Here is a 14,639-nt window from a genome sequence, read left to right as displayed (position 1 = left end):
ATGCTGTCTGATAGCACAGAGCCTAACAGGAGAGAAACTTCCCGTGTTTAAACGTCACCGCAAAATCGAAATGCCTACGGCTGAGAAAGCGCTGCCGGGCCGAGCAGAAAAAATGCCAGTGCCAGAGCGACATCATGTAAACGGTCACCCCCTCGTGCCTCCTTTCCCTGAAGGTATGGAACAAGCCCTATTTGGAATGGGCTGTTTTTGGGGCGCAGAACGCAAATTTTGGGAAACAGCGGGAGTTTATACCACTGCGGTAGGGTATGCAGGCGGATATACGTCCAATCCCACTTATGAGCAAGTGTGCACGGGGATGACTGGACATGCTGAGGTGGTGCTAGTCGTCTATGATCCCAAGGTGGTCAGCTACTCATCACTGCTCAAGATCTTTTGGGAATCCCACGACCCTACCCAAGGCATGCGCCAGGGAAATGATCTCGGCACTCAATATCGATCCGCCGCCTATACATATAATGACGGGCAGAAAAGAGCGGTAGAATCCTCAAAAAAGATCTATGAGGACAAGCTGCGGGAAACTGGCTATGGCCCAATCTCCACTGAAATTCGCCCAGCACCAGAGTTTTATTACGCCGAGCCTTATCATCAACAATATTTAGCCAAAAACCCTCACGGATACTGCGGACTTGGCGGCACCGGAGTGAGCTGTCTCATTTAACCCCTAGTTTTACCAAAATTTATTCAGCAAATGGAGTGCCTTATCGCCTATTGCCGGGCGGGTTTCGAGGGCGAGTGCGCAGCAGAACTCCAGGCACAGGCTACAGAGCAAGGTTTAACCGGTTATGCCCGCGCCAAACCCGACACCGGGTATGTGGTATTCACTTTATATGAAACGGGCACAAGCCAATCGTTGGCCAACCAGATAAGTCCCCTCCACCTAGTCTTCGCTCGCCAGCTTTTCGTCTCCCACGGCCTGTTGAAGGATTTACCCATCACGGATCGCGTGACGCCCATTGTGGCCGCCCTGGAAAGCCAATGTGAACAATTCTCCGAGATTTGGGTAGAAACGGCCGATACCAACGAATCCAAGGCATTATTGACCTTTTGCCGTAAGTTTTCCAAGCCCTTGCGTAGCATGCTAGAGCAACGGGGCAAAGTGGACTCTGGAAATGCGACCGCACCCCGAGCCCATGTTTTTTTCTTAAGCTCCGTCGCCGCCTATCCCGGTCTTTCCTTTCCCTCCCATTCATCACCCTGGTTCATGGGTATTCCCCGCTTAAGGTGCCCATCCAACGCCCCCAGCCGCGCTACCCTGAAACTAGAGGAGGCCTGGCAGGTATTTTTGACCCCCAAGCAGCGGCAGGAGCGGCTCCAACCAGGAATGCAAGCGGTAGATTTGGGCGCCGCGCCGGGGGGCTGGACCTGGCAGTTTGTGTGTCGAGGAATCCGGACCACGGCGGTAGACAATGGCGCAATAGCACCCTTATTACTAGAATCTGGCTTGGTGGAACACCGGCAAACGGATGCATTTCGTTACGCACCCCGGCATTTTGTGGACTGGATGGTATGCGATATGGTGGAGCAGCCGCGCCGTGTAGCCCAGCTTGCAGCCCAATGGCTAGCCAAGGGGTGGTGCCGACAATGCATATTCAACCTAAAACTTCCAATGAAAAAACGTTACCATGAGGTGCATATCTGTTCGGTCTTTATAGCCGAGACTTTAAACAGGGCAGGTATTCCCTATGAACTTGCTTTCAAGCAGCTCTATCATGACCGGGAGGAGGTGACAGGCTATCTCCACCGTATAGAATAAGTACCTATGAATAAAATATGAGGTGTTTTAGGAGCGAGGGAGTGGTGTTCCGCAAACCTATTTTTTCTCCCTGAAAAAAGGCTTTGTGGGGATATCCCTGTCCCCTGGCTTCACGCCACCGGCTCGCTCCAGGAATACTTCAAAACTTTCACTGAGGTACTTAAAAGCCTTCTGTCAGTTTTGGATTAAACAAGAAAATAAGGTTATCCAGGTGAACGATCAATCCCGCAAAACACAATATAACGCGAACAAACTCCAGAAGAGATTGCGCCGCCTCGTAGGCCAAGCCATCGAGGATTTCAATATGATTGAAGATAAAGATCGGGTGATGGTCTGTCTATCTGGAGGCAAGGATAGCTACGCCCTACTCGACATACTCCTCAATCTACAGAAACATGCGCCGGTGGATTTTGAGTTGATTGCCGTTAATCTTGACCAAAAACAGCCCGGTTTCCCCGAGCATATCCTCCCCCAGTACTTAGAATCCTTAGGCGTACCTTACCAGATTGTGGAACGGGATACCTATAGCGTAGTCAAGCGGATTATTCCAGAAGGAAAGACCTCTTGTTCTCTCTGCTCACGCCTGCGACGGGGCATCCTATACGGAACTGCCGAAGAACTAGGAGCTACAAAAATTGCCCTAGGCCATCATCGAGATGATATTCTAGAAACCCTCTTTCTTAATATGTTCCATGGCGGGACTCTCAAAGGTATGCCACCGAAGTTGCTTAGCGATGATGGGAAACATATCGTGATCCGCCCTCTAGCCTATTGTCGGGAAAAAGATCTGGAAGTCTACGCTAAAATTAAAGCCTTCCCTATTATTCCCTGTAACCTCTGCGGCTCTCAGACAAACCTCCAGCGCCAAGCTATCAAGGAAATGATGAAAACCTGGGATAGACAATTTCCCGGACGCCTTGAAACGATGTTCCGGGCTCTACAGAATGTCAAACCTTCCCATTTGGCCGACTCTACTCTTTATAACTTTAAAGGACTCCGACAACAAGGAAGCCCCTTTCCAGAAGGCGATAAAGCTTTCGACGAAGAAATATTTTTAGAATCTCAAGAAAAACCGCTGTCGTTTAACAGAGACAGAGTACAAGCATTAAAATTCAAATAAGCATCCGCCATCCCTGGCAAATAACATTAGGCGCTATCAGAATTCAATTTTGAGACTACCATTTTTCTAAATGGTTTAATAGACCACACACCAGGGAGCGCATTTCATGATTGGTTGAAAAATTCCAAGATCTAACGAAATTAACGCGAATTTCTCGTATGCTGGGGTTTGAGGCAGAGGGCGGATAGAGATAGCTCAACAGCAATCTGAGGTAAGCTAATACCTCACCATGCTCAAATACACGGTCGATGGCTAATCCAAAGGCATTACGGGTGCGGATCTCTTCGTCTACGCTGTACCAGCCGGTCACTGGTGATGGATTAAAGGCAAAGACCTGGGATACTCTTGGAACTTCAGGATGCAAAGGTAAAGAATAAGCAAATTGTTGTGCCAAACCGCCACCCAGAGAATGACCGCATGAGACAATGGAAACATCTCTCAAGTGATATCCCCGCCGAATGAATTCCCCCACAAATTCATTTCCGAATTTTTTTGCAACTACCGTATATTGGTCCTCGTAGAAAGGAATAAAATGCGCAAACCTCTTCCTAAACCATCGTAAATTCGAGCGCCAATCACGCCAATCTTCGAACTGTGTCCCCTTAAAAACAACGGCAACTGTTCTTTTGCCAGACAGTATTTTCTCCCATACCTCCACATATAATCCCGTCTTCTTAGCTTCCCCAGCTAAATCTGGACTCGGAAAGTTACCCCAGAATACCCAACCGGGCAAAAACAGGCGACCCCTCTCACCAGGTGCGCAGGCGGCCTTGTAGTCACTTGGCCCCTGGCCCGGCACTGCCATACCATTCCTCAACGGAGATCTCCATCCGTTCCCCTCTTTTACCCAGTCACCAAAATAAACATTTTCGCTGAGAACAGCAGCTTCCCAGAGCTTCTCAGCTAAGGCTTTGAATTCAATACCTTGCTTAGTTTTATAAGTTCTGCTGCCGGGCTCACGGATAAGCACCTCATCACTCCGTTGGCCGGATCTTTTAGAATTAATATCTTCGCTCATATCCTGTTCCCCTTTCACTGTGTTATAACTAAACCAGTTTTCATGGTTGAACCGGCAGAACAGACAGAATAGGTAAATTTGCCCGAACCCCCGGATTGGTATATTTTAGTACTAACTCGCTGAAATTATTAAGCCTTAAGAGGTTGTGAAACAGAATTAAATTTTCTATTTTTATGGATTATATAGGATAAACCCAAGGCTCCGAGGAAACCTTTTATGTATTTCAAACAATTTTATTTAGGATGTCTTGCCCACGCTTCCTATCTGATTGGAGACGAAGAGACCAAAACGGCAATTATTGTCGACCCGCAACGGGATATTGACCAATACCTCCAGGAGTCCCAAGAACAAGGTTTTACTATTCGCCATGTTTTTCTAACCCATTTTCATGCAGATTTTATTGCTGGTCATATTGAACTGCGAGACCGGACAGGCGCAAAAATTTACTTGGGTGCACGCGCTGATGCCGATTATGAATTTACCCCAGTTAAAGATGGCGGGATCTTAGATTTTGGCAAAGTCCGCATCAAAATTTTTGAAACGCCTGGCCACACACCAGAGGGAATTTCCCTCGTTGTCTATGATTTAGAGAAAGACCCGGCCATTCCCTATGGGGTGCTTACTGGAGACACTCTTTTCATCGGTGACGTCGGCCGCCCTGATCTGCTGGCATCATTTGGTGTAACCGCAGAAGAACTCGCAGCGGATCTCTACGACTCCCTTCACCAAAAATTGCTGCAATTACCCGACAAAACGCTGGTCTATCCCGCCCATGGGGCAGGCTCAATGTGCGGAAGGAATCTAAGTACAGACACCGTTTCTACGATGGGAGTTCAACGCCAGTATAACTATTCCCTACAGCCCATGGATAAAGAGGATTTCATCAAGCTTGTTACTTCCAACCAACCAGAAGCACCGCAATATTTTTCCTACGATGCCGTCCTTAACCGTAAAGAACGACCCACTTTGGAAGAGGCATTAGAAACAGAAAAAAAACCCCTTTCCTTGGAAGAAGTGCTCAAACAGAAAGATGCTGGGGCACAACTGTTGGATGTGCGCGATGCCGCAGATTTTGCAGGATCACACCTGAGAGATAGTCTCAACATCGGTTTAGGGGGATCTTTTGCTACCTGGGCAGGGACCTTGCTGGATCGAACCCAGCCTATCATTATTATTGCTGAACCTGGCCGGGAAAGAGAGGCTGCCATGCGGCTTGGGCGGATTGGTTTTGATAATGTGGCGGGCTATCTTAAAGGTGGAATGCAAGCACTGGATAAGTATCCTGATCTTGTGCATCGGACGGAGCGCATCACGGCTCCCACATTATCTGAGAAACTTTCCGCGGCAACTCCTCCCCTTGTGCTCGATGTCCGCACGGAAAAAGAATGGAAGGAAAATCGGATTGGGGATAGCCTCAACATCCCCTTGAATAAACTTGAAGGACAGCTCGATAAAATTCCCCGGGATAAAGGAATCGTAGTCCATTGTGGCTCAGGTTATCGCTCATCAATTGCAGCGAGTCTAATGCAAAAGCACGGAATAACCAATTTGTGGGATCTGGTCGGAGGATTTGGGGCCTGGAAAAAATGTTGCCCTGATAAAGTCACGACCTAATCGTAGACAGAGAAGTTCATGAAGTTCATTATGAAAAACTCAGCTTTGTCGCATTCAAGATTCATTTAAAAGGTTTTCCGTTAAATAGCTACGCTGGCTTGGACGCGCAAACTCATACTTAGCAACCGGATAGAAGTTCCGATAATCCTTAAAATACATATAATGAAAAATGCGAATGGAATCTGCCAAGATCTCTATCCAGTTAAAGGAATTCTTTTCTTGTTCCCGCACCCTGCCACGTCGTGAAGTACTCGTACCACATTGAGCAATGATGATGCCGTGTTCCCGGTCTTCCCCCGAGTAGACATCTAATGAATTGCCAACATAAGCACGATGTAAATGACCCGCTAAGATAAGATCAACTTTTAGGTGGGTGAAAAGATCTAGCGCCCGTTTGGCCTTAGGCATTACTTCGCCACCTTTATAATCCGGTGCCGGCGCAAAATGATGATGAGCCACCACAATCCGCACGGCTTCCGCCGGCGCTGCCGTAAATGCCTTAGCACAGAATGCCAATTGCTTCCGATGAATCCGGCCATTAGTGATAGCAAAATAGGGGTTAGTAGAGTCTAATCCCACAATGACAGCTTTATTTTGACGTAATACGGTATTGCGCTGCTCAGAAATATAACGGCGATAGAGTTCGTAGGGCTGAAATAACCTTTCAAAAATTCGATAAAGCGGGATATCATGGTTCCCAGGAACCACCACCTGAGGTATTGGGGGCATAAGGTCTAAATAAGCACGGGCTGCTCTAAATTCCTGCGCTTTAGCTCGCTGAGTAAGATCGCCGCTCACCACTAAAAGTTCGGGAGATAATTTCTCAATTTTACCCAGTAATGCCTCACTTACTTCGGGTAAAAAAGGCTTTCCAAAGTGAAGATCTGAAATGTGTAAAAGATTCAGCATGGAACTACAGTACCTTACCGTGAAGGCAGCTAGAGAGCATTTCCAACGACAATCAACTGCCTTTCCACATCAGCAATTTGTGCTCATTTAGGGATAAGACCATCTATTACCCCAATTTTAAAACACCTGTATCAAAAAAGTATAGCAAAGTATTGAATTCATGCTAGAAACGGCAGTTGACCAATGAGAAGTAAAGGAAGCCACTATTATCCAAATTATCAGCCTGCCGGTAATCAGGGCTAATATTAACTGAAAAACGCGCTAAGCAAAAAAATTATTGTTCATCTATCCTTTAAGGTCATGAAGAGTGCATCATGGCTTAGTTTTTTTCTTGGCCTTACCTTAATCACCCTGCTTGCTCTCTGGCAAGATATGGCAATGATAGCCGGACGGCTCACAACGCCAGGGTGGGGCATTCTATGGGTTGCCGTCTTTGCCCTCCCCGATTTGCTGTTAAGCTCCGCCTCGTGGCGATTTTTATTTACTCCTAACGACTATCAACCCACTTATCGCCATACGGTTACCGCTATGTGGATCGGAACCTCAGTGAATACGATTTTGCCGGTAGCTTCTGTTGGAGGTGAATGGGTTAAAGCCCGCCTACTAACAAAATGGGCAACACCGGGTACCTATGCCGCTGCCTCTGTGGTAGTCGATAAAACAGTGCAGGCACTTTCCGTATTACTATGGGCCATACTGGGCATGGTGTTTCTATTTCTGATTATGCCCGATGCCCAAGTACTATCAGCGGCATTTTTAGGGTGCGCCCTTCTGGCAATCGGCATTATCGGCTTTGTCATGATACAGTGCGTCGGTACGTTTGGTTTCCTAGCGCGCATCCCTGCTAATAGGGCACGCAGTCCTAAATGGCAATCGCTTGCCAGCAATGCGGTCATTCTAGATGCTGCGATTCTAGCCATTTACCGCCAACCTAGCGCTATCCTTCTAGCCAGCGGGGTGCGCCTCCTTTTGCGCATTCTCATGGCGGGAGAAGTCTGGCTGGCGGCCTTGTTAATAGGTTATCCGATTAAAATGGAGGAAGCATTAATTTTGACCAGCCTAGGAATGGCCATCCGCAGCGCAGGCTTTATCATCCCAGGAGGACTAGGCATTCAAGAGGGTGGCTTCATAGCGATTGGAACAATGCTCAATCTCCCCCCCCACGTGGCCCTATCAATTTCCTTGGCAACCAGGATTCGCGAACTGATAACTGCATTCCCCGGCCTTATTACCTGGCAGTATTTAGAAAGCCAGATGCTCTGGCCACGCCTAGCCGCGGCCCTTGCTCACCGGAATCGAACACGGAAAATCTAATTTTTTCTCATCCTTAGCAGGCTTTCAACCCGCTCTTAGCTATTGAGGTAAAATTGGCAGCGGATCAAATCTTGTCCTACTGACTGGGCCGCTTCGACCGGGAGGATTTCTATGCGCTCTTCCTGGATCCCCCCTTGGTCGATGAGATATGTTTTAATGGCTACGGCACGAGCCTGGCCCAGCTGGTGAAGTTCCTTGTTAGTGACTGTCTGTGTCTCAATAAGTTGCTCCTGAAGCGCTTTGCGATAGGGAGGAGCTTCCACTGCTAGATAGCGAGGAATAATTTCTTCAACTGGCTCGGTTCCCGCCTCTGCTGGCCGAAGCCCATATTGGGATCGCTTCTGGTTAAGGGCTTCAATGGAAAACTGCTCTAAATAAAGCTGCTCTAACACCTGTTGCCGGTCAAAAGTAGCTTCTTTTTTGCCGGAAATGTTCCTCTCCTGTTTAAGCCGGGTTGAGACGACGGTTTCAAATTTTTCTTTCTTCAAAAAATTAGCATCTGTTATCGGGTCGTACCGACCTTGAATTTGTAACCGCAATTTTGGACGATTCTTTAGGGCTTCTGCCAACTGTAAAAGCTCCTCTTGGGCCGGAGGCAACAATTTGCTACTCGCTGGTCTAAATTCGACAAATTCCAGATCTAACTCTTCAGCACCAGCCAAGTTGGCCAAAAATCGAAACGGTGAAGAAATGACTTCTCCAATAAAACCGACCAAAACCTTGCCCACAAGATGCCCATAGCTAAATTGAGGGCTATTTAGATTCCCGTCAATAGGCAAACCAACATCAATTATTCCTCGGGGATTCTCAAGTAATGCAATAGCAAGCTTGATAGGTGCCTCAATGGCTTCTGGACTTTCAACTTTCTTGCCTAAATCTAAATTTTCTAGGAGAATTTCATTCTCACCCTCAAGTTGGCCTTCTCTTATCTGGAAATCCAGGTTAAGTGACAGTTTTCCTCCTTCTATGGTGTAACCCAAATATTTCATCGCATAAGGCGTTAATGCGGTAAGCGCAACATTTCGAAAGAGAGCATTGAACTTTGTGGCTCGGCTTAAAGCAAAGAAATTGATCTCTCCTGCCACACGCGTCACCCCATAGGGTTCAACCGTTCCCTCTAATGAAACAGAAGATCTTTTCTTGGTAGCCGAGGATAGATTTTGAATTTCGCCCTGGAGGGAATGAATGCCCATTGAAAATTTCGATGAAAATTCCGGCGGCAAGCTTAGATCAGTAAAAATAACTGCAGCTTCTTTGGCATGGATGGAATTAATAGTAACCTGGGGAGGAACAGATTTAGGCGCTGGTTGGGTCTCCTTTTTTTCTGTTAAGGGACTCAATACCTCTTTGATATTAGTTGTTTGATTCTCATTAATGACCACTTTTCCGTAAGGGGCATCTATTTTTATATCAGCGATTCGGATTCGAGTAGGAAATAGCTCGACCAACATTTGATCAGCTTTCAAAGCATCCCACGCCAGAAAACGTTCACCTAGGAGAGTATCCTCGGCAGAAAATTGCTGCAGAGCAAGATGACCATTGAATCGGAAATCGGGAGTACCGTTATTCTGAGCGTATTCAATATTCCCCTTAGCATCCAAATGACCTGAAGTCATCTCCATTTTGAGAAAACGGCTTACGTAGGGTTGAAAAGGTAACAGCGATAAAGATGTCAAATGAATATTAGCGTCAATGGTTGGGGACAAGGCCGTAAAATTACCATAGGCTGAGAATAGGCCTTGCTCATTAATGGTAAACTTCAAATCAAAGTCAGAGGCTAAATCTGGCATTGAACTAACGTCGGTCAGTTGCAGGGCTAGATCGCTGATATCTACCGTAACTGGCGGTTCAGTCGTTCGATCTTGGAAGCTGGCGCTAAGGTTTTCAATAATGATAGTTTTTATCGCCGCCTGCCAACTCTTGGCTGGAGAGTTAACCGTAGAAGCTTTTTCTTCGGTCGTTTTCTTATTTAGTAATTGCTGCCAATTCAACACTCCTTGTTCATTAAGCCAGGCCCGTAAATTCGTTCCAGCCATGTAGATTTGCTCAATTCCTATGATTTTTTCTGGCCATCGTAATTGCCCCCCAGAAATTTTCAATTTCGGCACCGTAAGAACTTCTTTATCCCCTTTATTGGCTCTCAACCCTAATTGGGACAATGTAGCGGTTGCATTATTCAGGGTAACTTGCAGTGGATCCTCACGGCTATCTAGCATGTAATCCATGCTCGTATCAAACCGACCGCTGCTAATTTTAAAAGCGACCTGATCTGACAAATATTGCCCTAGGGGAGAGGCCTTACCACCTATAAGTGCAAAATGCCCCTTGGCATATAAAGGATTTAAAGTAAAAATATCTCCCTTCATATGAAGGGTTTCCCCTGCCTTAGTCACTGCCTTAAAGGAGTAATCTACATTATGTTCAGCTAGGGTACTGAATTTCGTTAAATTTACATCAATGGATTCTAGGTATTTTTTAAAGGGAGTAGGCTGGCTCCGATCCACAAAATAGACTTCCCCCTTCGAGATGGTAATTTGGTGGCTTATCAGTGGCACCCATCCCTTGCGCTCATTGGGAGTTGGCGTTTCAGCTGGTGGTAGTAGTTCCACCACGTTGAGCTGCCCACTTTTGCTAATTTGCAGCTTCAAATAGGGGTGAGTGAGTCGAAGCTCTTGGAAGGTCCAAGCCTTGTGAAAAACACTTAAAAGCTCAAAATTGGCATAAAATTGTTTAAAACTGAAAAACTTAGGCTTACCTGGCTGCCGGAGGGAAAAATCATCGATCGTCAGAGTTAGCGTATAAGGATTAATAATGACTTGCTCAACACTTGCTTCTGCACCTAGATCTTCCTTTAAGTAATGGACTAGCTGCTTCTCTACCAGATAGGGAACAAGGAAAAAACCAGCCAAAGTGTAGAGGAGAAAAACAAGAAATACCCCAATGGCACTATTGCGTACCCATGGTCTCCTGATCCAAGCAGGGAGGTTGCCTGCTCTTAGGGAAGATTCTGGCATTAGAGAGAGCTTAACGCAACACTCAGAGGTTCCTTAGACCCTCGTTTTGATAGCCTTCCGGGGAAGGACCCGCTGGAATATCGAAAGAGCGATCAATGGGATCAGGTGGAAAAGAAGAACTTTTGGCATCCTCGAAGGTTATTACCTGGACATCGTAGTTCATCTGGCAATGAGACTTAAAAAGCTTTTCACTATTCACCTCAAACTGGCCGGTTGTCATTTGGGTCAGCAAGGGAACAGCGCCTTGGTCGGATAAATTGCCTAATCCTTGATACTCAGGTGATGAGGCACAGGTACCGCTAGAACCAACGATTAGCACCATTTTGCGTTTAACGTCCTTATATACATAGATGGAGCTTCCAACATCCTCTGAAGGACTGATTGTGTCTAGCAAAGCAGCAGTAGCGGGAACGATGAAGAAAGATACCGCTAATCCAATGATTAAACCTATCCCGCGGATAATTTCAGCCATACTGGACAACAACATGTTGCACCTCCTCAAGTGTTGAATATGCCTTATCAAGGCAAATATCAACTGTATCAATCCTATAGCAGCAGAAACACCTTACCTGGTTAAGAATACCCCCCTCCCTAACTCCTTAATAGGTGTTTCTCACAGCCATGTCAACCAAAAACAGGCTCAGCAACCGTTTCCCTCACCTCAATAGGATTAGGCTTAACAATTAAGATATCACAACTCAAAGCATCCAATACTTTTTCTGCAGTATTCCCAATAAATAAATTTTCTAGCGTGCCTTTGGAAACCGCTCCCATCACCACGAGGCTAGCATTCATTTTTTTTGCAAAGGATAACAAAGCATCCGCTGGCTTACTCTCGACAATATGGATTCTCCGGCTCCCTATTCCATAGGGCCTCAGTAATTCATTTAAAAGGGTCTCATGTTCTTCGCGGGCTTCCTGCTTATAATTATTATAACTAGCTCCGGGTTGCCAAAGCCTAAACATAGGTTCAGGCATGAACTCAATCGCATGGAAAATATGCAATTCCCCTCGCAAGCGATAAGCAAGCCATTGCGCAATTTCGATTATCAAATTATCTAGCCCCTCCTCGCGACCATGGATATGAGAGGGGTCAACGCAGGCCACTATTGCCCGCGTTGTCCACGTATTCTCGTCCTTTGCCAGCATTAGGGGGCAAGGACAAGTTCGGATAAGATGCCAATCAGTATAGTTGAAAAGCGTCCGGTTCAACCTGCTGTCATGATGAATAGTTTTAATCATCAGATCCGGTTTAATGCTGGATACTTTTTGCATAATCCCGTCGTATTGATGACGGTTCCATGCCGCATCGGAGGAAACCCTCAACTGTTCTCGACTAGCGAGTGTTTCGGAGATTTCCTGCAATCGCGACAAGGCGAAACGGATGTACGTCTCGGGTTTCCACTCATTATGCAAAGTCTTGCCAAGGAGAGGTGTATAGAATGAGGGATGGTACTCACTGATAAACAGCTCTAGCATCGCGTTGGTTTCTCTGGCAATAAATACCCCCCGATCCAGTGCTGGCTCTGGCTGGGAATCCAACTCATTCTGGCTGAGAACAACGAGTACCCTTTGACGCTTAGCCATAGCGTTTACCCTAATACCCTATATACGAAAGATTAGCGACAACCAAGAGGTAAATAAAGAGGGCAATTACCCCCAGGAGGGGATAATCAATAGAGGTTAAGAAAAGATCAATCGTTCTTCACGACGGTGAAAGCGGCTCTCCAGGAATTCCATTTGGTCCTCCAGAATGCGACGGTTTTTGAGGACTAACCATTCTGCATAGTTCGGGACATAGGGCACCGCGAGGAGGGTCATGCCTGCTTGTTCTGGGGTACGCCCATCTTTTTTTTGGTTACAACTCCGGCAAGCCGTCACTACGTTAGTCCAGGTATCACCACCTCCTTGACAGCGGGGAATAATATGATCACGAGTGAGTTGATTATCCCGAAAAGCCCCCATACAGTAAAGGCATCTGTAGTGGTCCCGATGGAACAATTCACGGTTATTTAAGGGGGGGACTACCTCATATTTATGATGAGCGATCTTACCCTTACAGGCGATAATTGAACTTAGTTCTAAGTGGGACTGCTTCCCAGTCAAGCGGCTAATCCCCCCCCGGACTCGGAAAACAGTATTACCCGCAGTCCATGTCACCATTTCCTTGACATAAAGAACGACAGCCTCTTGCCAAGGAATCCACGCGGTCGGCGTGCCAGTGATATCAAGACGCAGGATAAGCGGGATCATTCATTACCCCCTGTCGATTATTCAGATCATTTCGGTATGTGGTGAACTGAAGTACATCATGACCTATCCCTTAGTCGCTACACTATACTTGAATGCTACACGAAAGTCTTAACGCACACCCCCTTAGACCTCCCTTTTGCCAAGGAAATTCCCTTTTGCCTGATTGCCTTAGGATAGGGCACCGCAGAGGACCCTACTTCTTAGCAGGACGATAAAGGTGAGTGCTTTGGCCAAAAAAGACTTCCGCTGCTTCCATTACTGTCTCTGAAAGAGTCGGATGGGGATGAATGCTAAGCTTAATATCCGAGGCCACGGCCGCCATCTCCACAGCGAGAACCAACTCAGCAATAAGCTCTCCCGCGCCTGGCCCCACAATCCCTGCCCCCAGAACCCGTTCCGTCTCTGGATCGATAATAAGCTTGGTAAGGCCATCGATGCGATGTAAGGTGACTGCCCGACCGGAGGCTGCCCAGGGAAAGCGAGCAACCTGGATGGAGCGGCCTTCCCGCGTAGCCTCGGTTTCCGTCAGACCACACCAGGCCACTTCCGGATTGGTAAACACGACTGCGGGAATGGCTTGGGGTTCGAATAAAACCCGGCGCCCGGCAATGACTTCAGCGGCGACTCGCCCCTCATGACTAGCCTTGTGAGCCAACATAGGTTCTCCCACCACATCCCCAATGGCAAAAATGGCAGGATCAGCGGTTCGACGTTGGGAATCCACTTGGATAAAACCCTTTTCATCAAGTTCCACCTGGGTATGCTCTAATCCAGGGATAGCTGAATTGGGCTTGCGTCCCACTGCCACCAGCACTTTTTCGAAGGTCTGCTCCCCCTCCTCAGCCCCCTCAAAACGGACCCGGATGCCCTCGGCCGCTTCTTCCATATGGGCGACTTTGGTCTTAAGCAGGAGACCATGGAGAATCCCGTCCATGCGCTTGGCCAGTATCGAGGCTAAATCCCTATCCGCTCCAGGCAATAAACCTTCGGTCATTTCAACCACGGTGACCTGGGATCCTAGGCTCCCATAGACGGTCGCCATTTCCAAGCCGATGTAGCCGGCACCAATCACCAGTAAACTTTTGGGAACGTCCTGAATTTCCAACGCTGAGGTGGAATCCAGTAAACGGGAGCTGTCCAAGGAAAGATGAGGCAGGGAAGCAGGATAGGAACCGGTCGCCAAGATAGCATTTTGAAACCGCAATCGAGCTTCGCCCTGCTGTTTCTTAATCCGCAGGGTTCGGGCATCCATAAATCCGGCTTGCCCTTGAATATAATTGATTTTCCGTTGTCGGGACAGCTGCCCCAGCCCCCCCGTAAGCTTGCCCACTACCTGTTCTTTCCAGGCTCTCAGCTTATCCAAATCAATCTCCGGATCAGAAAAGCTTACTCCCCAAGCACTCGCCTCCCTAGCCTCACTAATCACCTCAGCCACATGTAATAAAGCCTTGGACGGAATACACCCCCGGTAGAGGCAAACCCCCCCAGGGTTAGGTTCCGTGTCAATCAGAGTAGTTTCCAAGCCTAGATCGGCAGCGAGAAAGCCTGCCGCGTAGCCACCGGGTCCTCCCCCAATAATGGCTAACTGCGTTGATCCCACTTCATTAGCCATACCTGCTTCCT

Annotated in this window: 12 protein-coding genes; 5 read left to right on the top strand and 7 right to left on the bottom strand. The window is 47.4% G+C overall.

Annotated elements, in window-relative coordinates; translation table 11 throughout:
- Positions 1-43: 43 nt before the first annotated feature.
- The 3 genes from msrA (at position 44) to ttcA (ending at position 2,894) form a co-directional block, all read left to right on the top strand.
- The gene (gene msrA, locus E3U44_RS11695; protein ID WP_338040753.1) at positions 44-679 is read left to right on the top strand and encodes a peptide-methionine (S)-S-oxide reductase MsrA; all 636 of its coding nucleotides are present in this window, start codon (positions 44-46) and stop codon (positions 677-679) included.
- Between the two features lie 30 nt (positions 680-709).
- Positions 710-1,774 carry a 23S rRNA (cytidine(2498)-2'-O)-methyltransferase RlmM gene (gene rlmM / locus E3U44_RS11690; RefSeq protein ID WP_134358368.1) on the top strand — a complete coding sequence of 355 codons (1,065 nt, stop codon included), beginning with the start codon at positions 710-712 and terminating at the stop codon, positions 1,772-1,774.
- 211 nt (positions 1,775-1,985) lie between these two features.
- Positions 1,986-2,894, top strand: coding sequence for a tRNA 2-thiocytidine(32) synthetase TtcA (gene ttcA / locus E3U44_RS11685; protein ID WP_134358367.1), 909 nt, complete (start codon positions 1,986-1,988; stop codon positions 2,892-2,894).
- Between the two features lie 55 nt (positions 2,895-2,949).
- Here the strand turns inward: ttcA and E3U44_RS11680 are convergent, their stop codons facing one another.
- Entirely contained in the window at positions 2,950-3,912 is a 963-nt protein-coding gene (locus E3U44_RS11680) for a lipase family protein (protein ID WP_134358366.1), read from the bottom strand.
- Between the two features lie 216 nt (positions 3,913-4,128).
- Here E3U44_RS11680 and E3U44_RS11675 point away from each other — a divergent pair, with 216 nt between their 5' ends.
- The gene (locus tag E3U44_RS11675; protein WP_134358365.1) at positions 4,129-5,526 is read left to right on the top strand and encodes an MBL fold metallo-hydrolase; all 1,398 of its coding nucleotides are present in this window, start codon (positions 4,129-4,131) and stop codon (positions 5,524-5,526) included.
- A gap of 54 nt (positions 5,527-5,580) precedes the next feature.
- Here the strand turns inward: E3U44_RS11675 and E3U44_RS11670 are convergent, their stop codons facing one another.
- Positions 5,581-6,435, bottom strand: coding sequence for a metallophosphoesterase family protein (locus tag E3U44_RS11670; RefSeq protein WP_134358364.1), 855 nt, complete (start codon positions 6,433-6,435; stop codon positions 5,581-5,583).
- 300 nt (positions 6,436-6,735) lie between these two features.
- On the opposite strand from E3U44_RS11670, the gene E3U44_RS11665 reads away from it, so the two are divergent.
- Positions 6,736-7,749, top strand: a complete 1,014-nt coding sequence (locus E3U44_RS11665; protein ID WP_134358363.1) for a flippase-like domain-containing protein — start codon at positions 6,736-6,738, stop codon at positions 7,747-7,749.
- Between the two features lie 35 nt (positions 7,750-7,784).
- Here E3U44_RS11665 and E3U44_RS11660 read toward each other — a convergent pair whose 3' ends face one another.
- The 5 genes from E3U44_RS11660 to lpdA all read right to left on the bottom strand — a co-directional run bounded on the left by E3U44_RS11660 (position 7,785) and on the right by lpdA (position 14,628).
- Entirely contained in the window at positions 7,785-10,763 is a 2,979-nt protein-coding gene (locus E3U44_RS11660; protein WP_134358362.1) for a DUF748 domain-containing protein, read from the bottom strand.
- Positions 10,764-10,785: 22 nt separating this feature from the next.
- Positions 10,786-11,250: a hypothetical protein gene (locus tag E3U44_RS11655; RefSeq protein ID WP_134358361.1), complete on the bottom strand. Its 465-nt coding sequence runs from the start codon at positions 11,248-11,250 to the stop codon at positions 10,786-10,788.
- 137 nt (positions 11,251-11,387) lie between these two features.
- On the bottom strand, positions 11,388-12,350 hold the full coding sequence (locus E3U44_RS11650) for a universal stress protein (RefSeq protein ID WP_134358360.1): 963 nt from the start codon (positions 12,348-12,350) through the stop codon (positions 11,388-11,390).
- Between the two features lie 96 nt (positions 12,351-12,446).
- Positions 12,447-13,016, bottom strand: coding sequence for an HNH endonuclease (locus tag E3U44_RS11645; protein WP_134358359.1), 570 nt, complete (start codon positions 13,014-13,016; stop codon positions 12,447-12,449).
- Between the two features lie 193 nt (positions 13,017-13,209).
- Positions 13,210-14,628: a dihydrolipoyl dehydrogenase gene (gene lpdA, locus E3U44_RS11640; RefSeq protein WP_134358358.1), complete on the bottom strand. Its 1,419-nt coding sequence runs from the start codon at positions 14,626-14,628 to the stop codon at positions 13,210-13,212.
- Positions 14,629-14,639: the final 11 nt, after the last annotated feature.

Origin of the sequence: Nitrosococcus wardiae (assembly GCF_004421105.1) — a bacterium.
Classification (GTDB): domain Bacteria; phylum Pseudomonadota; class Gammaproteobacteria; order Nitrosococcales; family Nitrosococcaceae; genus Nitrosococcus; species Nitrosococcus wardiae.
Note: the sequence above shows the minus strand (reverse complement) of the source record. Positions and strands in the feature narration are given on the sequence as shown.

Coding starts and splice junctions, on each gene's coding strand:
- rlmM (WP_134358368.1), top strand. CDS start 710: ATGGAGTGCCTTATCGCCTATTGCCGGGCGGGTTTCGAGGGCGAGTGC.
- E3U44_RS11680 (WP_134358366.1), bottom strand. CDS start 3,912: ATGAGCGAAGATATTAATTCTAAAAGATCCGGCCAACGGAGTGATGAG.
- E3U44_RS11675 (WP_134358365.1), top strand. CDS start 4,129: ATGTATTTCAAACAATTTTATTTAGGATGTCTTGCCCACGCTTCCTAT.
- E3U44_RS11670 (WP_134358364.1), bottom strand. CDS start 6,435: ATGCTGAATCTTTTACACATTTCAGATCTTCACTTTGGAAAGCCTTTT.
- E3U44_RS11665 (WP_134358363.1), top strand. CDS start 6,736: ATGAAGAGTGCATCATGGCTTAGTTTTTTTCTTGGCCTTACCTTAATC.
- E3U44_RS11660 (WP_134358362.1), bottom strand. CDS start 10,763: ATGCCAGAATCTTCCCTAAGAGCAGGCAACCTCCCTGCTTGGATCAGG.
- E3U44_RS11655 (WP_134358361.1), bottom strand. CDS start 11,250: ATGTTGTTGTCCAGTATGGCTGAAATTATCCGCGGGATAGGTTTAATC.
- E3U44_RS11650 (WP_134358360.1), bottom strand. CDS start 12,350: ATGGCTAAGCGTCAAAGGGTACTCGTTGTTCTCAGCCAGAATGAGTTG.
- E3U44_RS11645 (WP_134358359.1), bottom strand. CDS start 13,016: ATGATCCCGCTTATCCTGCGTCTTGATATCACTGGCACGCCGACCGCG.
- lpdA (WP_134358358.1), bottom strand. CDS start 14,628: ATGGCTAATGAAGTGGGATCAACGCAGTTAGCCATTATTGGGGGAGGA.